Raw genomic sequence first — 18,788 nt, 5'->3', positions numbered from 1 at the left:
GGCTCACTCAAAATGGTAATGCTTTTTCAACGGCTGTTTGACTTCCCACACACAATCCAGCCCACTGGCAAAGGTGACTAAGTCACCCGCCCCAAAACTTACCGGCTCGCCATCTTTAGGTGTCACGGTCACCTCCCCTTGCAAGATGTAAGCAATCTCGCTATTGCTATATTGCCATGGGAAAATAGAGACTTCTTTTGACCAGGTTGGCCACTGATCCACACCAAGTGCGGCGAGTGTCTCGGCGCTGGGACGCTCGACCTTAATTTGATTCACAGGATGATGACTCATGTGTATTCCTTTCTTGCTTAGGATAACGGAGGCCCATCAACAAAAAACCCTGCCGGATTGACAGGGTTTTCATCATACGCCCACTTCAATTAAAAGTGTTTGTAGTGTTTTTTCAATTGCTTGACCACTTCCCACTGGGATTTCAGGCCTTTTGGAAACTCTACGTAGTCACCCGCTTTGATGGTAACAGTTTCGCCACCAGCTGGCGTCACTTTGAATTCACCTTCCAACACATAGGCTTTTTCAGTCATGGTGAAGTCGAGTGGGAATTTTGATGGAGGGCAATCCCAAATGTTCCAGCTGGACACGCCCAGCTCGTTCAATTTCTCTTGGGATGGGTTGCTATCGATAATGATTTGAGCCATGACGGTTCCTTCATGTAAATATAAAAAACTGCAAATAGAAATGCCGCAAAACTGCGGCATTTCATGTCTGGCGGAAGAGGTGAGATTCGAACTCACGGAGGGCGTGAACCCTCGACAGTTTTCAAGACTGTTGCATTAAACCGCTCTGCCACTCTTCCCGAAAGCGCGCATTATAGCAAACAATCAGTCATCTGGAAGCGTTATTCCAGGAAAAAGTACATCATTAAAGCCAAATTTTGTCAGATCACGGATACGCATGGGGTAAAGCACGCCAAATAAGTGGTCACATTCATGCTGGACCACCCGCGCATGAAAGCCGCTCACCGTGCGGTCAATCACGTTGCCTTGCGGGTCAAAGCCACGGTAATGCAGGTGCTGATAACGTGGCACCAGGCCGCGCATGCCAGGCACAGACAGACACCCTTCCCAACCCTCTTCTTCTGCCTCATCCACAGGTGTGAGTTCGGGGTTGATCAAAATCGTAAAAGGCACGGCTTCGGCATCCGGATAACGCGGATTGGCACCGACGCCGAACATCACCACCTGCAAACTGACACCAATTTGTGGCGCGGCAATGCCTGCGCCCTGCATATGCGTCATCGTGTCGTGCATATCCTGAATCAAGGCATGCAACTCGGGCGTATCAAACTCGGTGATCTTGTCTGCTACCCGATAAAGTAAAGGCTCGCCCATTCTCAGCACAGGTTTGACTGCCATTTCTGCTCCTCTGACTGCCGTTTAAGCCACAGAACAATCATTATCTGACAGGTATTGCGCAATGACGGCACGGACTTTATCCATGGTTTGCTGCAGCAAAGGCATGACCTGCTCAAACTGGATAGATTGTGTACTATCGCCGCGACCAGCCGCAAAATTGGCTACCGGGCAGATGGCCGCATAAGACACGCCCAATTCACGCGCCAATACCGCTTCCGGCATGCCGGTCATGCCGACAAGGGTGGCACCATCCCGCTCATAGCGGTCTATCTCTGCGGCGGTCTCCAGCCGCGGCCCTTGCACGCAAGCATACACACCACCATCCACCACGCTGCAGCCCACATCGGCAGCGGCTTTGAGACAGCGTTCACGCATGGCTTGTGAATAAGGTTGTGTGAAGTCTACATGCCGCACAGGCAGCTCTATGCCATCGTGATAGGTGTTATTGCGGCCATAAGTGTAATCGAGTATCTGGTTAGGCAAGACGATATCTCCCGGGATCAGATTACGCGTAATGCCGCCCACCGTGGCCACTGCCAGCAAATCACAGACGCCGACCGAATGCAGGGCCCAGACATTGGCCCGGTAATTGATCGCATGTGGCGGAATCGTATGCCCACCACCATGACGGGCTAAAAACACCACCTCTTTGCCATTGATTTCGCCAAAGACTAAGGGCTGCGAAGGTTCCCCATATGGCGTGCGCACGATCAAGCGCTTAGAAATGTTCAAATTATCCAGTGCGGTGAGCCCAGTGCCCCCAATAATGCCTAACATAAGTTCTCTTTATGATTGTTCATCTGCAAGGCGTAAGCGTATCATGGATTTATGGCATACTTAAGCCATGCATGCCTTTTCCAAGCCCGCCCAGCCCCAACCTAGCCTGACACTGGCGCACACGCATTACGAAAACTTTCCGGTTGCATCCTTGCTGTTACCGGCCCATTTACGTCATGCAGTGACGGTCATTTACCAGTTTGCGCGCGAGGCAGACGATATTGCAGACGAAGGCAACGCGAGCGAAATCGAGCGCCTGCAAGCCCTGCAGGCTTATGAAGATGAGTTATTATTGATCCAGGCCTATATACAGCCCTCACAGCCATTGTTTCAATCGTTGCAAGCGGTGATCCGGACTCACACTCTCGATGTTCAACTGTTAATCGACCTCATCGATGCTTTCAAACAGGATGTGGTGAAAACCCGTTATGCTAACTTTGAGGAAGTACTGGATTATTGCCGCCGCTCGGCAAATCCGGTTGGCCGCCTGATGCTGCAACTGTATGGCAGTGACAGCACGCAACATCGGCTGTGGTCCGATCAAATATGCAGCGCGCTGCAACTGATTAACTTTTATCAGGACATTGCGCTAGACCTGCAAAAGCATGGGGCCGTCGGACGGATTTACCTGAGTCAGGAGGACATGCTGGCGGCAGGCATCAGTGAGCAGGATTTGCGAGCTCAACGGCTGGACAGACACTGGCAACAGTTCTTTTTGTCACAAGTGGGGCGTGCTGAGGCCATGTTAAAGGCTGGCAAACCGTTAGGTCGCGCCCTACCTGGACGGATCGGTTTTGAGTTGCGCATGATGATTGCCGGTGGCGAACGTATCGTGCATAAATTAAAATCCTGTCGTGGCGATATTTACCATCACCGCCCGACCTTGAAAGCCTATGATTGGCCACTGATTTTGCTGAAAGCCCTGTTTAAACGATGACGCCGCAACAATATTGCCTGCAAAAAACCCGTGAAAGCGGTTCCAGCTTCACGCTGAGTTTTGCTTTTTTACCCAAAGCCAAGCGCGAGGCGATGACGGCGCTGTATGCCTTTTGCCGCGAAGTGGATGATGTGGTGGATGAGTGTACCGACTACCAGATCGCCCAAACCAAGCTTGGCTGGTGGAAACAGGAAGTTGAGCGGCTGTTTCATGCCACGCCGCAACATCCGGTGACGAAAGCCTTAGAGCCCGTCATCAAAACCTATGGTTTGCAAGAAAGCCATTTCATTGAAATCATCGATGGCATGCAAATGGATACGCAATACAATCGCTATGCGGATTTTGAACAGCTGGGCCTGTACTGTTACCGTGTGGCAAGTGTGGTCGGCTTGCTGTCAGCGCAAATTTTTGGCTATAAAAATCCGGCAACCTTGCAATACGCGCATGACTTGGGCATGGCGTTTCAACTGACCAATATCATCCGCGATGTCGGCGAAGATGCGCGGCGCGGACGCATTTATATTCCACTGGATGAGCTGGAGCGTGACAGTGTCACCGAGCAACAACTGCTTAATAGCGAAGCCACGCCGCAAACGCAGGCCTTGCTGCTCAAGCAGATTGCCCGCGCGGAACTGTTTTATGACAAAGCCCTGCAGCAGCTCCCGCCAGAAGATCGGAAAGCCCAATTACCAGGATTGATGATGGCGGCCATTTACCGAACACTGCTGCAGGAAATCAAACAAGATCCCAACCTGGTACTTAACCATAAAATTGCGTTGCCGCCATTTAGAAAGCTCACCTTGGCGCTGGGCGCCTGGTTTAAATCCCGCCGTTCATGAGTGCAGTGTTATCCAGGGCTAATCAGAAAACATCCCAAACCGTTAGCGCCACCGCGAAGCTTCGCAGAGTAGCGGTGATTGGCGCCGGTCTGGCCGGGTTGTCTACGGCGTTGCGCTTAGGTCAGCAAGGCTATCAAGTATGCGTCTTTGAGGCCGCCCCGCAGGCAGGTGGCCGTGCACGTGGGGTATTGCACTCTTCAACCACGCTGGATAACGGCCAACATCTCTGCCTGGGCGCCTATCATGCCACGCTGGCCTTGCTACGCGATGCCGGCCTGGATCACAGGCATGTGTTCAAGCGCTTGGCGCTGGCATTGCACATGCACGATGGCCAGCATCGTATTTCGCTGGTCACCCCAGAATGGCTACCCGCCCCGCTGCATCTGCTGTGGGGCTTAATCACCGCGACGGGACTGGACTGGCAAAGTAAATGGCGCGCCATCTGCTGGATGCGGCAGTTACAAAAAACCGCTTTTACGCTTGCGCAGGATATGCCGGTATCCGGCTTACTGGCTCAAGCACAACAAACGCCACTGGCGATCAAGTACTTGTGGGAGCCCTTATGCCTGGCTGCACTGAACACGCCGCTAGCGCTTGCCAGTGCACAGGTATTTTTAAATGTACTCAGGGATAGTTTTCAGCATCGTCGTCAGGACAGTGACTTTCTAGTGGCTAGATCTGATTTGTCCACCGCCCTCATTCAGCCGCTGTTAACGCAGCTACAAACACGGGGGGTTACAGTCAGGCTAGGGACCACTGTCACCGCCATCGAGGCTTTTGAACATGGTTGCAAACTGACACATCAGCAACAAGAAGTGTTTGATGCGGTGGTGCTTGCGGTCGGACCACACCAACTGAAAACCATCGCAGGCGCACCTACGTTGCCCTGGCGCGAGTATCAACCCATTACCACCATTTACCTGCAATTCAGCGAGCAGATGCGCTTGCCGCACCCCATCATGGGCTTATGCGGCGGCTGGGCACAATGGGTGTTTGACCGCGGGCAGTGTTGTGACCAGGCCGGATTGCTCGCCGTAGTCATCAGTGCGCATGCGCCCTTTGAGATGGACAAGGCCGTCCTGGTCACACATTGCCTTAATGAGATTAATGCTGCGCTCGGCAACTACGACATGGCATTGCAGCAAACGCCTCTGTGGACAAAAATCATCACAGAAAAACGCGCCACCTTCAGTTGCAGCCCGGCTTTAAAGCGGCCTGGCCCTCAAACCGCACATGCCCGCATCTTTTTAGCCGGAGACTATGTCGCGAGCCCTTATCCGGCCACCATAGAAAGTGCGATCCGTAGCGGCGAGGCCGCTGCGCAAGCAATTGCGCGATTACTGGGCTAGCAGCGCCAAGACAGGCGATTAGCCTTTACACACCACCGCCAGGTGATTATTCGCTGGTCTGTAAATCCCATCACCGCTATCAGGGAAGGTTTCGGTGTAAGACAAACGTTTGTCTAGCTCATACCCCCCGGCACACTGTTCACCCGCCTTGCGCTGGCATTGCTCCCAGGTCGTGTTGAATTCACTGCATGTCAAGGTATAGCCCGTTTTACCATTGTTGCCTGTATATTGCTGCGGGCTGACACTGGCACAAGCCGTCATTAACAGTGGCAAAAGAAAAATGATTTTTTTCATTATTTTTTCTCCTTTAATACATATCGTCATCTTATTGTCATATTTTTGTGAATCTGACTTTATTTCGGCCTACATTTTGTAGGAATAGTTGCATTAAATTTTTATGACAATTACTTTTATATAAATTAAAATTATTGGTGATGCACGCGATACTTGTTCTGTATCGAACTCGCTACAAATGCCTACAAAATACGCGGCCTTTGTAACTGACATAACCCAGTGGGTTTTTTATACTGTTTTCAATGTCATTGATTGAAAGGAGTTAAGCATGAAATATGCGACCGTCATGGCCACCGGCTTATTCGTCCACATGTCAATCTTCGCTTCAGATATATTACCGACAGAAGATTACGCAAACCTGACAGGGGAAAAAGTACGCATCCTCAAACAACTGGGCGAACATGCAGAGTGCATCCGTTTGGCTGATAACGAGCAGGCTTTGCGCGATTGCCAGGAGAAACTGAGCCAACACCAACTCACCCAGGATCCACTCGCGCGTGACCCGTCTGTAAAACAAAGAACAGCCAGAAATATAGAAAAATTAAAGACAGATAACCCGAATCAAAACGAGTTTTTTTGACACGGCCATCAAGCCGCTTGAGTGAACCGACTTCCCTGTGGTTGCCTACCCTCTTCTGGGCAACCTCATCCTTAGGCAACGATAGGACTCCCATCTATCGTTGCCATTTTTTTTATGCGCGCATGACGTCTATGGCCTGTTCCAGCCTATCCACAGCCTCAACCTGCATACCGGCAATGCCGCCTTTGGGCGCATTTGCTTTGGGGATAATGGCATGGGTAAAGCCCAGTTTGGCAGCTTCCTTAAGACGTTCCTGGCCCCGCTGCACGGGTCGCACTTCGCCAGCCAACCCCACTTCACCAAAGACAATCAGCTTGTTTGGCAACGGTTTGTTTTTCAACGATGAAACAATCGCCAGTAACACTGCCAGATCCACCGCAGGCTCACTGATTTTGACACCACCGACGGCATTGATAAACACATCCTGGTCATAACAGGCCACGCCTGCATGCCGATGTAACACTGCCAGCAACATAGCCAGCCGGTTCTGCTCCAGACCCACGCACAAGCGCTTGGGATTGGGCGCATGTGCCGTATCCACCAGCGCCTGGATTTCAACCAGCAAAGGCCGTGTGCCTTCTTGCGTGACCGTGATACAGGAGCCAGGCACCGGCGATTCATGGTGCGATAAAAACAAGGCGGAAGGATTGCTGACTTCGCGCAGACCCTTTTCGGTCATGGCAAACACACCGAGTTCATTGACCGCACCAAACCGGTTTTTAAACGCGCGAATCAGCCTGAAACTCGAATTCTGGTCGCCCTCGAAGTACAGCACGCTGTCGACAATGTGCTCCAGCACACGTGGGCCCGCCAGCGAGCCTTCTTTGGTCACATGGCCGACCAGAATCATGCTGATCCCAAGTTGCTTGGCCACCCGAGTGAGTTGCGCAGAACATTCACGCACTTGCGCCACCGAGCCTGGTGCAGACTGCAAAGCCTCGGAATACACGGTCTGAATCGAGTCTATCACCACCACATCCGGCTGATGCTGCTGCAATACCTGGCTGATTTTTTCGAGATTGATTTCCGCCAGCACATCGACCTGGCTCGCATCCAGCCCCAGGCGATGTGCCCGCATGGCAATCTGCTGCGCAGACTCCTCACCGCTGATATAAAACGCTTTGAGCGATTGCGAAACCTTGCACACGGTTTGCAGCAACAAGGTCGATTTACCAATGCCAGGATCGCCACCGATGAGCACTACACCGCCCGCCACCAGCCCGCCACCCAGCACCCGATCAAACTCGGTACTGCCGGTCGCCTGACGGGACACATCCTGCGCTTCAACATCTGCTAATTTTTGCAACTGCGCAGTGGGTGCCAGGCTTGCAAAGCGGCTTGTGGTTGCCGCTTCTGGCACCGTCTCTACCAGCGTGTTCCAGGCATGGCAGCTCGGGCACTGGCCTTGCCATTTAGGTTCTACCGCACCGCACTCGGTACAGCTGTATTGCGTTTTTGCTTTAGCCATAGTGCTTGAACGGGACCCTGGCGGTGACCGCACACAATAATTCGTAGCCTATGGTCCCCGCTGCTTGCGCAACCTCATCTACAGGGACTTGCTCACCCCATAACTCCACAATGCTGCCAACGGTTGCGTCAGGGATACCGGTGACATCTACCGCCAGCATATCCATAGACACGCGCCCCAGCGTACGAGTCAATTGACCATTAACGGCAATCGGCGTCCCTGTTGGCGCATGCCGGGGATAGCCGTCGGCGTAACCACAAGCGACAATGCCGACCTTGGTCGGCTGATCTGCGGTAAACAAGCTGCCATAGCCGACACTCTCGCCGGCCTGAATTGACTGCAAGGCGATAATAGCGGACTGCAAGGTCATGACAGGTTTCAGGCCCAGCATGGAAGCATGCTGGTCGGCAATCGGCGAGGCACCATACAACATGATCCCTGGGCGCACCCACTCGGCATGGGTTTGCGGCTGCTGAATCACGGCAGCCGAATTCGCCAGGGAGCGCGCATAAGGCTGATTGGCCATGACCGCCTCCACGGTGGTCATGGCCTGCTCAACGCCATCTACAATATCCGCATTGGCAAAATGCGTCATCATGACGATCTCGCGCACATTGGCGCATGCAGCAAGAGCAGCTAACGCCTGCGGATACTCTACTGGCGACAAGCCAAGCCTGTGCATGCCGCTATCCAGCTTGAGAAACACTCGAATGGGGGCACTCAACGCGGCCTGCTGCAACCAGGCAATCTGCTGCACCTGGTGCACGACAATATCCAGCCGGTATCTGTCGACTTCAAGCAATTGCTCGGGCGCAAACACCCCTTCAAGTAACAATATGGGCTGCGTATAACCCGCTTCACGCAAAGCGATGGCTTCACTAGGATTGAGCACAGCGAAAGCATCTGTTTCGCTGAGCCCTTGTGCTGCATTGAGCAAACCATGACCATAAGCATTGGCTTTGACAACGGAGATGATCTTCGCAGCTGGTGCGTAACGTTTGACCTGCGCCAGGTTATGCCTCAGCGCAGCCAAAGACAGATGAGCAACAATCGGACGCATTAATACTCGTCCGGCATGTAAGCCGCATTGGCATAGTCGGCAAAGCGCGTATGTGCACCCATAAAGGTCAGGCGCACCCGGCCAATCGGGCCGTTACGCTGTTTGGCAATAATAATCTCCGCCGTACCTTTTTCAGCACTGTCCGGGTTGTAATACTCATCGCGATACACGAACATGATCAAGTCAGCATCCTGCTCAATCGCGCCGGATTCTCGCAAGTCACTCATCACCGGGCGCTTGTCTGGCCGTTGGTCCACGCTACGGTTAAGCTGCGAAATTGCAATCAATGGCACATTGAGTTCTTTGGCCAGCGCCTTCAGCGAACGTGAAATTTCTGAAATCTCGGTTGCACGGTTTTCGCCCTGACGGCCGGCTGGCGAGCTCATCAATTGCAAATAGTCGATCACAATCAGACCAAGTTCGCCTGTTTGCCGATGCAAGCGACGGGCACGGGCCCGCACGTCAAAGCTGCTTAAACCGGCCCCTTCATCAATATAAATCGGCGCCTCGTTCAATTTACCCAGCGCAGTGGTGAGCTTTTCCCAGTCCTCATCCTCAAGGTTACCGTTACGCATTTTGTGCTGGTCGAGGCGGCCAATTGAGCCGATCATACGCGTGGTCAGCTGTGTTGCCCCCATCTCCATCGAGAAAATAGCGACCGCTTTATTGGTCTCAAGCGCGACATTCTCAGCAATATTAATTGCAAACGCGGTTTTACCCATGGATGGACGACCGGCAATAATCACCATGTCGCCGCCTTGCAGGCCTGAAGTCATCGAGTCAAGATCGGTAAAGCCGGTGGGGATCCCTGTCACATCAGAATGATTTTCGCGTGAGTACAGGTAGTCAATGCGGTCAGCCACTTGTGGTAAAAGCACTTGCATGCCCAAAAAGCCCTGGCTCTTGCGGTTACCACCCTCGGCAATCTGGAAAATCTTGGCTTCGGCTTCATCCAGTAACTGCTGTGCATCGCGACCATTCGGTTGGTAAGCACTTTCGGCAATATCAGTGCCCACTGCGACCAGTTGGCGCATGACAAAGCGCTCATGCACAATTTCGGCATAGCGGCGGATATTGGCAGCAGTGGGCGTATTTTGCGCCAGCGCACCCAGATAAGCCACACCACCAACCGTGGTCAACTCACCACTGTTTTCAAGCGATTCAGCAACCGTCACAATATCGGCTGGCTGGTTGCGCTCAATCAGCCGTGCGATATGTTCATAAATCAGTTTATGGTCATGCTGGTAGAAATCCTGCGGCGCCAGAATATCGGCAATCTTGTCCAGCGCTTCGTTATCCAGCAACAGGCCGCCCAGCACGGACTGCTCAGCTTCAATGGAATGTGGAGGGAGTTTTAAGAATTCGAGTTGTTCATCAGCCATCTGGCGATTATACCGAAAAGCTGACTGGCATTTTTGGGTTTCAGAACAGATGAAAGATTAAAAATACTTTAGCCACAGAGATCGCAGAGGAGACAGAGAAAAACCTCATGTACTTTATTGGTACGTTATCAAATAACGCTTTGTGGCAAAAAAGCAAAAAGGCTACCGAAGTAGCCTTTTCTTGTCATGCATGCAGATGCCTGATTAGGCTTCTGGCGTCACAGTCACAGTGATATCAACCACTACGTCGTGGTGCAATGCCACGCTCACAGCGAAATCACCAATGGTCTTCAGTGGGCCGTTAGGCAGGCGCACTTCAGCTTTTTTCACTTCGTGGCCTTGTGCTTGCAAGCCTTCAGCGATGTCAATGTTGGTGACAGAACCGAACAGACGACCGTCTACACCTGCTTTTTGTGACACTGTCAGTACGAAACCAGCCAGTTTTTCGCCACGCGCTTGTGAAGCGGCCAACAGGTCAGCTTGTTGTTTTTCCAACTCGGCACGTTGTGCGGCAAACACTGCTTTGTTTGCTTCAGTGGCACGTTTTGCTTTACCTTGTGGGATCAGGAAGTTACGGCCGTAACCGTCTTTCACTTTAACCACGTCACCCAGGGAACCCAGGTTTGCTACTTTTTCCAATAAGATTACTTGCATGTTGTTCTCCTAAGCCGCCGATTAACCTGGGTGTTTGTCTGTGTAAGGCATCAGCGCCAGGAAACGTGCGCGTTTTACCGCGGTTGTCAATTGACGTTGGTATTTAGCCTTGGTACCAGTCATACGGGCTGGGATGATTTTGAAGTTTTCAGAAACGAAATCTTTCAACAGATCTACGTCTTTGTAGTCAACTTCTTTGATGCCTTCTGCGCTAAAACGGCAGTAACGGCGACGTTTGTACATATCTCTTGCCATGTGAAACTCCTTAAATTCTTTAATACTGTATTCGCTGTAACTCTTGTATGTGCAGTACCACTTGTGTGCTTTTTGCACTGCGCTGTGCCAGAAAACCCTTCACTTTGATCTGATCGCCGCTTTGCAATGGCAGATTGGCTTTTTCACCAATAATCACTGCGGGTAACTGACACTGCACCTTCCGATTCATCCCAGCCTCTAGCTGCTCTGAATCATGTTGCAATTGCAATCGCAACAAGGGCAAGCCTGCCGGTGTGTATCGCAACGTTTCAACTGCTTGAACCGTCGCTGCAATCACCAGCGTATTCACAACACTTAAGCAGCCGCCTCTGTGCTAGCAGCAGGTGCGTCACCAACGATGGTTTTGGATTTTTCCTCTTTCATCATTGGGCTTGGTGCGGTGACCGCTGTTTTCGTCGCGATGGTCAGGTGACGTAATACAGCATCATTAAATTTGAAGCCATGCTCCAACTCTTCCAGCACTTCTTGGCTGCACTCGATGTTCATCAACACGTAGTGTGCTTTGTGTACTTTTTGGATTGGATAGGCAAGTTGACGACGGCCCCAGTCTTCCAGACGGTGGATGTTGCCGCCATTACCTGTGATTTGTGCGCGGTAACGCTCAATCATCGCAGGCACTTGTTCACTCTGGTCAGGGTGAACAATAAACACGATTTCATAGTGTCGCATGAGATTTCCTTATGGTTAAAGCCACCTTCGGATCAAACTTAAGAATGCCTGATCAAAGTGTGGCAAGGTTGCAAAGCACGCGATTATAAACCCTTTTTGAAGGATTGATCAAGAACCGATTATGTTTTAGGCGGATTCTCTAGGGATTTGTCTTCTTTTGGCAGGTAATAAGGGTCAGCGACGTAGCCAGGCCCTTTCATGATAATGATCACGATCAGGCCTATCATGGCGGCACCGATAAAGAACCAGAAGGTAAACAGCAAGCCCAAAAACATCGAGTTGCGTTCCAGATCATGAGCCAGCAAATCGCCTGACTGCCACCAGTCATAAACAATGGGGGCAGCAAACACCACACTCCCCAATAGCCACCATTTAGGCAGTTTCTTGAGCAGCTGCCATTCTTTATAGCTAGGGTAACGCACGCCACCAGGAAGTTTTTTCAAAATACCCATGAATGTCTGGACCTTAAAGCCATCTCATCACACCAGCCTTATTTTACCTTAAGGCCGCAAGTATTAGGAAAACGATGTGGCCAAATCGTTCAACCCTTGCGCCATATCAAGTGCCCATTTTGCAAGGATTCCCCCATGCATGGTTAAAGAATTGCCAGCCTATGCCGTAAAACCCTTAAACCATGAAACATCGGGCAATGCTGCCCTGCTCATTACCGTTTGAGGTCATTGCATGCTGGTACAAAAAAAACAAACCCACTGGGAAGGCATTTTGCAAGCCATACAGAAATCATATGCGATTAAACGGCATATTGAATTCTTTCAATGGCTGAAACAAGATATTCATCCGCTGATGCGACATGATGCACTATTGGCAGCGTGGGGCGACTTCAGCACCGGTGAACTGCATTTTGATGTCTCTTCTGCCCTCCCGGAAATGTCCACCCAACGCTTGCTGGAAGACTCTGCCATTGTGAACTACCTGATGTGCAACCTGTACAAACGCTGGGTAGAAAACGATGAAAAATGGTTTGTGATTAACCGTTTTGATGCCACGGGCATTCATGCACAGTCACCCAACCCGTTCACGCAACAGTTGATAAAAATGCATTCGCTCATGGTATACGGCGTACGCGATACCCGTGGCAAGTCAGACTGTATTTATGTGTTTTTTGACCGTACCAAAGAATTTCATGTCCCAGACCAGATGCTGGGCATGATCATGCCGCACCTGGATGCGGCGATCCGCCGTATTGGACACCTGAAACCGGTGATTAAAGACGAGGACCTGCTGGACAGCATGGCGCAAGGCGGGTTATCAGACCGAGAGCAGGAGATTCTGCATTGGGTGCGCAGTGGCAAAACCAATCTGGAGATAGGCATGATTCTGAATATCAGTGCCAATACGGTCAAAAACCATCTCAAACGCATTTTCCAGAAACTGGATGTTTCTTGCCGGGCACAAGCGGTAGCCAAAACCGGGCTGAGCAATGGCGCCCGCAGGCCAAGCTAGACTAACCGCGTCCAGTAAAGCGCTGAATCTCGCGCATTTGACGCTTGGTCGGACGCCCCATGCCACGGTCGCGCTCGGCAAAATGCTCCGCCCCGCTCTCTTTCATCTGCTGGCGTATTCGTTGGCTTTCTTCAGTCTCGCGGTATAGCAAGGCGGCTTCGGGCGCGCCGCGCCGCACATTGCTGAGCGCCAGCACTTCCACTTCTATCTGCATATCCTTGTTTTTAATACTCACGCGCATACCAGGCTTCATTTCGCGTGCATTTTTGGCGCGGTCGCCATCAATGCGCACCTTGCCGGCATCGACGGCGTCGGCTGCCAAACTGCGTGTTTTAAAAAAACGGGCGGCCCATAGCCATTTGTCCAGACGGCAACCGTCGTCTTTTTCTGGCGGCGCTTCTTGCTTGCGGTGATGCGTGCGTGGCATAAATCAGAAATGTTGATGGTCTTGTTGTTGCTGGATATAGGCCATACGCGCCTGATTACGTTCCAGCGTTTGCCGGTAGCTGGCGAGTGCAGCTTGTGCGCGTGCCATGAGCGTATCACCCTGATAGGTGCCATCCGCCTCTTGCACGCCGGCTTCGCAGTCGGTCAGATGGGCAATGCCTTCCAGCACATGGTCAATGGCAATAATTTTGAACATGCCATTATTCACGGCAGTGACGACGGTCTCATCCAGCAACAGGTGACGCTGGTTACGTTTGGGGATAATAACACCCTGCTCGCCGTTCAAGCCCAAGGCCTGACAGACGCGGAAATAGCCCTCGATTTTTTCATTGACGCCACCAATCGGCATCACTTCACCAAACTGATTGAGGGCGCCGGTGACGGCCATGCCTTGCTTGATCGGCAAGCCGGTCAGCGCAGATAACAGCGCAAACAATTCGGCACAGGAGGCAGAGTCGCCTTCTACGCCATTATATTCTTGCTCAAACACCAGCGAAGCGTTCAGGCTCAACGGTGCCAACGCCCAAAAACTGGCACTTAGCCAGTTTTGCAGAATATAAATGCCTTTGTCATGCGTGGGGCCGCTCATATTCACTTCGCGGTCAATATTGATCACGCCACTGCGGCCTGGATAACAACGGGCGGTAATCCGGATAGGCGAACCAAAACTGGCATCGCCCAACTCGATATGCGTGAGGCCATTGACCTGCCCGACCACACTGCCATGCACCTGAATCAATAACTCATTATCAATAATCGAGTCACGAATCTGTGTTTCAAAAAACTGCTGACGCAACAAGCGCGCAGACAGGGCCTGCTTGACATGCGCATCGGTCACCAGACGTGCTTCAGCAGCCACTGCAGCACTCTCATGCATGAGCTGATCCAAATGCACAAAGCGCGTACTGATACGGCCTTGGTCCTCTTCCAGCCTGTGCATGAACTGCAACAGCACATTCACCGCCGCGCTCGTAAAATGTGGCATCACCTGTTGCTGGCATTTACGCGCAATATAGCCGGCCACCCAGGCATAATTGTCTAGTGTGGCGGCAACGCGGTCTTCAAACTCGACTTTTACCGGAAAGAAGTCAAAGAAATCGGGCTGCGCTTCAAGGCAGTCGTAATAATCTTCGCGGCTGGCAATCATGACAATTTTGACATGGACCGGCAAGGCGCCATGGCGATTGCCGCCAGCCCCTTGCTGTGCATGGTTGGCCCAGTCTTCAATCTGCACCTCGCGGTTACGCATGAGACGGTAAAGCTTTTCGAGCAAGGCACTGCCGTTGCCTTCGTCTTGCATCAGATCACGCAAATGCAGCAGCAACATGCCTCCATCGGCCTGGTGCACACTGCCGGCACGCAAGCGTAAGAACTCCGGCCATTGCGCCGACTCTCCTGCAGCGGTTTCCAGCATGCCAAACAAGGCGGCAAAGCCGGGATCTTTGTCTTCCACCACAGGCTGCTTGATGCCGGAGGTGAGGTTAGCGCGCTGATCGACCAGCAGATTTACCCGAAAACGCGATAAGAAGCCGTCATTGACCAAGCCGTCAGTGCCGCTGTCGCCCTCACTGCCGACTTGCTGCCAGGCTTGCAGATACCCCAGCACCTCGGGTTTGATCAGATTAAAAAATGGCGATAACTTGGCGCTGCTTAATTGCGAGCGCAAACCATCGACGCGCTCCTCAAGCCAGGTTTCGGCCTGCGAAAAATTGACCTGGCCATTGGCATCCACCCATTGCTGCATCTCTGCCACCAGCGACTTGATAAACGACTCCATCACAGTCCGCAACTGGGCGCCCAGCCCGGCCGGCAGCTTGATGTAGTTGGCGCAGGATTGCTGGCTAAAATCATACAGCGCCACCAGGTCGGTCAGCGTGGTATCAATCCCGGTCATGGCAGAGGCTTTCATCGCCGCCAGTGTGAGTCCAGCTCGACCAGAACCAGGCGTCCCCAGCACCAGCACATTACAGCCATCCTGTTGCAGCGACAGGCCCATCATCAGTGTTTTCTGTGCTTCTGGCTGTAGTTTCCAGCCGTAGTCGGTCAGGCTAAGCTCACTCGCATCCAGCAGGTCTGCGGTGGACTCAAATGACATGGGTGACAGTTTGTAGGAAACGGTCATTTCTTCAGGACTGAGGACTTGCATCATTTAGGGCTGTTTCCATTGTTGTTTTGCTTGTTCATCAGAGGCACGGGCTTCTACCCAGTGTTCGCCAAACGCGCCGATTTCTTTTTTCCAGAACGGCGCATCGGTCTTTAAATAGTCCATCATAAAAGCACAGGCTTCAAAGGCTGCCTGGCGGTGCAAGCTGGTAGCAGCCACCAGCACAATCTGCGCCTGAGCAGCCAATAGGCCGACACGGTGGATGATACGCACCCCAAGCAATGGCCAGCGACTGGCCGCCTGTTGCGCAATACCCTGCAAGGCCTTTTCGGTCATGCCAGGATAATGTTCGATTAACATCTGGCTTATTAACTGACCTTCACTGGCGTGCTCTCTTACCCAGCCGACAAAATTCACCAGCGCACCGGCCTCTGGCGAGGCTAGACGCAAGCGCTGCAACTCGCTGGCCAGGTCAAAATCCTCAGGCTGAACAGAAATATCCAGAAATGGTGGCTTGCTCAAATCAGCCTCCGGTCACAGGTGGAAAAAACGCCACCTCATCACCTTCATCAAAGGTTGCCATATCGTCGACCAGTTCATGATTGATGGCCGCACGCACTACCCCGCTGCCGTTAAACAGTTTTTGCCAGGTCTCGCCGCGGCCAGACAACCAGGACTTGAGTGCGACGATGGTTTCTATCTCATCCGGCAGCTCTACGTCTTCAGAGGAGTAATTCACCACCTCTTTGATGCGTGCAAAATATAAAATGGTGATCTTCATGTAGGGGTGCTCTTTCCAACCTCGTCTAATTCATCCAGCAACTCCAGCGTTTCCAGACCAGCCTCTGCCAGCTCGACTTTTTCAATCTGGGCGAAGCGTCTGGAAATCTTCTGGCTGCTGATATGCACGTCTTGCGCATTTTCATGCGCCTGCCGGATATTATCAGCCAGTTTTTTCATGCGGGTATCAAAGCGGTCAAAATCTTTACTTAATTTGCCCAGCTCGTCTTTGATGATATGCACCTGTTTGCGCATCTCCACATCTTTGAGCACTGCGCGTGCCGTATTGAGCACAGCCATCAGGGTGGTCGGCGACACCAGCCACACGCGTTTCTGCATCGCGTAATCGACCACATCCCTATGATAGGCATGAATCTCGGCAAACACCGCTTCAGCCGGGATAAACATGACCGCGCCATCGGAGGTCTCGTTGGCGATGATGTATTTGCTGCTGATATCATCAATGTGTTTTCTGATGTCAGCCTTGAATAGCTTGGCGGCTTGCGCCTGCACCAGATCGCCCTGGCTGCTATCTATCATGCGATGGTAGTTTTCCAGCGGAAATTTACTGTCAACGGCCACTGTGCCAGTTGGCTCGGGCAAAAATAAAGCACAATCCACGCGTGCACCGTTACTCAGCGTATGTTGCATGGCAAAACTGCTATTGGGCAACACATTGCGGATCAGCCCTTCCAGTTGCACTTCCCCATAAGCACCGCGGCTGCGCTTATCCCCCAACAGTTCCTGCAAACTGACCACATTCACACTGAGACCATCAATTTTCTTTTGGGCCTCATCAATGGTGGCCAGTCGCTCCATCACACTCACAAAGGTCTCATTGGTTTTTTTGAACCCTTCTTCCAGGCGAATAGACACCTTGCCACTCATCTCCTCCAGGCGGCCATCGACGACTTTGGTCAGTGCTTCAATGCTTTGCGTCAGGCTTTGAGTCGTCGTTTGCAAGGCGGTTTTAAGCAAGTTTTGCTGAGCAATGCCCTGCTCGGACAAGCCATTACGCAAGCTCAGGCTGAGTTGTTCACTGCTCTGGCTCAAGTGATCGCGCTGGGCAACCTGTAACGCCTGCATCGCTTCACGCGTCGCGGTCAGCTCTTGCGACAATTGCGCCCGCAAACGGTCTTGCTGGTCGGTATTCAGGCTTTGCAAGCGATCAGCCAGATGATTGAGTGACTGGTGCATCTCCTGCATCATCATGCGGTGTTTCTCTTCGAGCTGCTGCGCCAGTAACTGTGCCAGCGCCTGCTGCGCAGCCTGTTGTTGCCTGCGAGATTGCCACACCAGCATGGCAATAATCACCACTAATAAAAGAAGCTGAATAATTTGAAACGTCATGCAGGCATTATAGCCGATGACTGGGAGGGCCACACTGTCCGGCTGCAAATTCGGCCGCCGGGCGGCAAGCCCATCGCATGCGCCATGCGATCAGAGTAATCAACACGTATTCTTTGCGATGCCTGGGCATGCAGTCCAGACATCGCTAGCGATCAGGCCGACGCGACTAATGATGATGCGACTGCAAGCCAGGCGCATCGTGCGCTTTGGCCAGCCATTGCATTTCGGAAGGGTTGTGTTCCATATCGCCCAAATCGGCATAATCCACATGCTGGTACTGGCTCAACGCCGTCAAAGAGGTTTTGGGCGCGACTTCGACGGGCTGACCAGGCTTGGCTGCCGGTTGCAGCGCCTGCAACTGTATGCTGACCGTGTGTTGTGGATAGGTATATTCGACCTTGTAGGGCAATTTTAAGGCCGGAATCCACCAGACCTGACTACGAATACCATTGCCCAAGGTACCACTATACTTCTCAATAGCATAGCCATACTGTTCGCTGGCTTCGTCTGCCACTTTTTGCAGGCTGGCCAACTCGCTATCGGTGACCAATTGCGTCTTCAGTTGCCATGTGGCTTCATCCATTTTGATCGCCAGCAGCTTCAAATCCACATCGCTGTAATCGATGGTGCGCTGCTCGTCATGCATCAGGTAAATATAGCTGAATTGCCCACCCGGTTTTTTCTGCCACAAGCTGCTGTGGTGTGCTGGCTCGCCATTTTGATACAACTGACGAATTTCCACCTCATCCTGGTCACGCATCAGCCACCATTGCAAGTGCTTGGCGGCATCGGCCTGGCATGGCAAGGCGCACTGCACGGTGTCATAGCGTGCATTGACGATTTCTTCGGCCTGCGCACCAGCGCTTATCATCGCCATCACCAGCGCAAAACAGCCAGCGGTTTGTTTCAATCTCATGATGATTCCATTTCTTACTAAAGGCAGAGGGCAGCTTGCGCTGCCCCACTGTTAAACCAATTGATGTTC

General features: G+C 52.2%; 24 protein-coding genes and 1 tRNA gene. 5 read left to right on the top strand and 20 right to left on the bottom strand.

The window, feature by feature from the left end; all coding sequences use genetic code 11:
* Window positions 1-3: 3 nt before the first annotated feature.
* From ACT53D_RS02650 to ACT53D_RS02630, 5 genes are all read right to left on the bottom strand, one after another.
* Window positions 4-291 carry a cupin domain-containing protein gene (locus tag ACT53D_RS02650; protein WP_379075711.1) on the bottom strand — a complete coding sequence of 96 codons (288 nt, stop codon included), beginning with the start codon at window positions 289-291 and terminating at the stop codon, window positions 4-6.
* A gap of 89 nt (window positions 292-380) precedes the next feature.
* Complete coding sequence (locus tag ACT53D_RS02645) at window positions 381-656, bottom strand: cupin domain-containing protein (protein ID WP_194748017.1); 276 nt, start codon at window positions 654-656, stop codon at window positions 381-383.
* Window positions 657-724: 68 nt separating this feature from the next.
* A tRNA-Ser gene (locus tag ACT53D_RS02640) sits at window positions 725-814 on the bottom strand.
* A gap of 25 nt (window positions 815-839) precedes the next feature.
* Window positions 840-1,373, bottom strand: coding sequence for a peptide deformylase (gene def / locus ACT53D_RS02635; RefSeq protein WP_379075708.1), 534 nt, complete (start codon window positions 1,371-1,373; stop codon window positions 840-842).
* Between the two features lie 21 nt (window positions 1,374-1,394).
* Window positions 1,395-2,150 carry an S-methyl-5'-thioinosine phosphorylase gene (locus ACT53D_RS02630; RefSeq protein WP_194748021.1) on the bottom strand — a complete coding sequence of 252 codons (756 nt, stop codon included), beginning with the start codon at window positions 2,148-2,150 and terminating at the stop codon, window positions 1,395-1,397.
* 67 nt (window positions 2,151-2,217) lie between these two features.
* On the opposite strand from ACT53D_RS02630, the gene hpnC reads away from it, so the two are divergent.
* The 3 genes from hpnC to hpnE are packed head-to-tail and all read left to right on the top strand — an operon-like array spanning window position 2,218 to window position 5,275.
* Complete coding sequence (gene hpnC, locus ACT53D_RS02625; protein ID WP_379075705.1) at window positions 2,218-3,087, top strand: squalene synthase HpnC; 870 nt, start codon at window positions 2,218-2,220, stop codon at window positions 3,085-3,087.
* Entirely contained in the window at window positions 3,084-3,926 is an 843-nt protein-coding gene (hpnD, locus tag ACT53D_RS02620; RefSeq protein WP_275355651.1) for a presqualene diphosphate synthase HpnD, read from the top strand. The genes hpnC and hpnD overlap by 4 nt, the downstream gene beginning before the upstream one ends.
* Window positions 3,923-5,275 (top strand): hydroxysqualene dehydroxylase HpnE, encoded by a 1,353-nt coding sequence (gene hpnE, locus ACT53D_RS02615; protein WP_379075701.1) that lies wholly within the window; start codon window positions 3,923-3,925, stop codon window positions 5,273-5,275. Before hpnD ends, hpnE begins: the two co-directional genes overlap by 4 nt.
* Before the next feature lie 18 nt (window positions 5,276-5,293).
* Here hpnE and ACT53D_RS02610 read toward each other — a convergent pair whose 3' ends face one another.
* The gene (locus ACT53D_RS02610) at window positions 5,294-5,569 is read right to left on the bottom strand and encodes a hypothetical protein (RefSeq protein WP_275355654.1); all 276 of its coding nucleotides are present in this window, start codon (window positions 5,567-5,569) and stop codon (window positions 5,294-5,296) included.
* Window positions 5,570-5,837: 268 nt separating this feature from the next.
* Here ACT53D_RS02610 and ACT53D_RS02605 point away from each other — a divergent pair, with 268 nt between their 5' ends.
* Complete coding sequence (locus tag ACT53D_RS02605) at window positions 5,838-6,149, top strand: hypothetical protein (RefSeq protein ID WP_194748031.1); 312 nt, start codon at window positions 5,838-5,840, stop codon at window positions 6,147-6,149.
* A 112-nt stretch (window positions 6,150-6,261) separates the two neighbouring features.
* On the opposite strand, the gene radA is transcribed toward ACT53D_RS02605, so the two are convergent.
* The 8 genes from radA to ACT53D_RS02565 form a co-directional block, all read right to left on the bottom strand.
* Entirely contained in the window at window positions 6,262-7,617 is a 1,356-nt protein-coding gene (radA, locus tag ACT53D_RS02600; RefSeq protein WP_476154349.1) for a DNA repair protein RadA, read from the bottom strand.
* Window positions 7,610-8,677: an alanine racemase gene (gene alr, locus ACT53D_RS02595; RefSeq protein WP_476154347.1), complete on the bottom strand. Its 1,068-nt coding sequence runs from the start codon at window positions 8,675-8,677 to the stop codon at window positions 7,610-7,612. Before alr ends, radA begins: the two co-directional genes overlap by 8 nt.
* Complete coding sequence (gene dnaB, locus ACT53D_RS02590) at window positions 8,677-10,059, bottom strand: replicative DNA helicase (RefSeq protein WP_194748036.1); 1,383 nt, start codon at window positions 10,057-10,059, stop codon at window positions 8,677-8,679. Before dnaB ends, alr begins: the two co-directional genes overlap by 1 nt.
* A 204-nt stretch (window positions 10,060-10,263) precedes the next feature.
* The gene (gene rplI, locus ACT53D_RS02585) at window positions 10,264-10,713 is read right to left on the bottom strand and encodes a 50S ribosomal protein L9 (RefSeq protein ID WP_476154345.1); all 450 of its coding nucleotides are present in this window, start codon (window positions 10,711-10,713) and stop codon (window positions 10,264-10,266) included.
* Window positions 10,714-10,734: 21 nt separating this feature from the next.
* Window positions 10,735-10,968, bottom strand: a complete 234-nt coding sequence (rpsR, locus tag ACT53D_RS02580) for a 30S ribosomal protein S18 (RefSeq protein ID WP_024929836.1) — start codon at window positions 10,966-10,968, stop codon at window positions 10,735-10,737.
* A gap of 19 nt (window positions 10,969-10,987) precedes the next feature.
* On the bottom strand, window positions 10,988-11,278 hold the full coding sequence (priB, locus tag ACT53D_RS02575; RefSeq protein ID WP_338654587.1) for a primosomal replication protein N: 291 nt from the start codon (window positions 11,276-11,278) through the stop codon (window positions 10,988-10,990).
* Window positions 11,279-11,283: 5 nt separating this feature from the next.
* Window positions 11,284-11,658, bottom strand: a complete 375-nt coding sequence (rpsF, locus tag ACT53D_RS02570) for a 30S ribosomal protein S6 (protein WP_194748042.1) — start codon at window positions 11,656-11,658, stop codon at window positions 11,284-11,286.
* Between the two features lie 119 nt (window positions 11,659-11,777).
* Entirely contained in the window at window positions 11,778-12,110 is a 333-nt protein-coding gene (locus tag ACT53D_RS02565; protein WP_476154343.1) for a hypothetical protein, read from the bottom strand.
* Between the two features lie 232 nt (window positions 12,111-12,342).
* On the opposite strand from ACT53D_RS02565, the gene epsA reads away from it, so the two are divergent.
* The gene (gene epsA, locus ACT53D_RS02560) at window positions 12,343-13,122 is read left to right on the top strand and encodes an XrtB/PEP-CTERM-associated transcriptional regulator EpsA (RefSeq protein ID WP_338654593.1); all 780 of its coding nucleotides are present in this window, start codon (window positions 12,343-12,345) and stop codon (window positions 13,120-13,122) included.
* Window position 13,123: 1 nt separating this feature from the next.
* Here epsA and ACT53D_RS02555 read toward each other — a convergent pair whose 3' ends face one another.
* From ACT53D_RS02555 to ACT53D_RS02530, 6 genes are all read right to left on the bottom strand, one after another.
* Window positions 13,124-13,549: an RNA-binding S4 domain-containing protein gene (locus tag ACT53D_RS02555; protein ID WP_338654596.1), complete on the bottom strand. Its 426-nt coding sequence runs from the start codon at window positions 13,547-13,549 to the stop codon at window positions 13,124-13,126.
* 3 nt (window positions 13,550-13,552) lie between these two features.
* On the bottom strand, window positions 13,553-15,718 hold the full coding sequence (locus tag ACT53D_RS02550; RefSeq protein ID WP_275355674.1) for a Lon protease family protein: 2,166 nt from the start codon (window positions 15,716-15,718) through the stop codon (window positions 13,553-13,555).
* Window positions 15,719-16,195, bottom strand: a complete 477-nt coding sequence (locus ACT53D_RS02545) for a molybdenum cofactor biosynthesis protein MoaE (RefSeq protein WP_379075687.1) — start codon at window positions 16,193-16,195, stop codon at window positions 15,719-15,721.
* Between the two features lies 1 nt (window position 16,196).
* The gene (gene moaD, locus ACT53D_RS02540; protein WP_275355676.1) at window positions 16,197-16,454 is read right to left on the bottom strand and encodes a molybdopterin converting factor subunit 1; all 258 of its coding nucleotides are present in this window, start codon (window positions 16,452-16,454) and stop codon (window positions 16,197-16,199) included.
* Window positions 16,451-17,803 carry a DNA recombination protein RmuC gene (locus tag ACT53D_RS02535; protein ID WP_476154340.1) on the bottom strand — a complete coding sequence of 451 codons (1,353 nt, stop codon included), beginning with the start codon at window positions 17,801-17,803 and terminating at the stop codon, window positions 16,451-16,453. Before ACT53D_RS02535 ends, moaD begins: the two co-directional genes overlap by 4 nt.
* A 166-nt stretch (window positions 17,804-17,969) precedes the next feature.
* Window positions 17,970-18,719 (bottom strand): hypothetical protein, encoded by a 750-nt coding sequence (locus ACT53D_RS02530; protein WP_313988172.1) that lies wholly within the window; start codon window positions 18,717-18,719, stop codon window positions 17,970-17,972.
* Window positions 18,720-18,788: the final 69 nt, after the last annotated feature.

It is taken from the genome of Methylophilus sp. DMC16 (genome assembly GCF_056314045.1).
The sequence above is the reverse complement of the archived record's forward strand: the minus strand, read 5'-3'. Positions and strand labels throughout refer to the sequence as shown.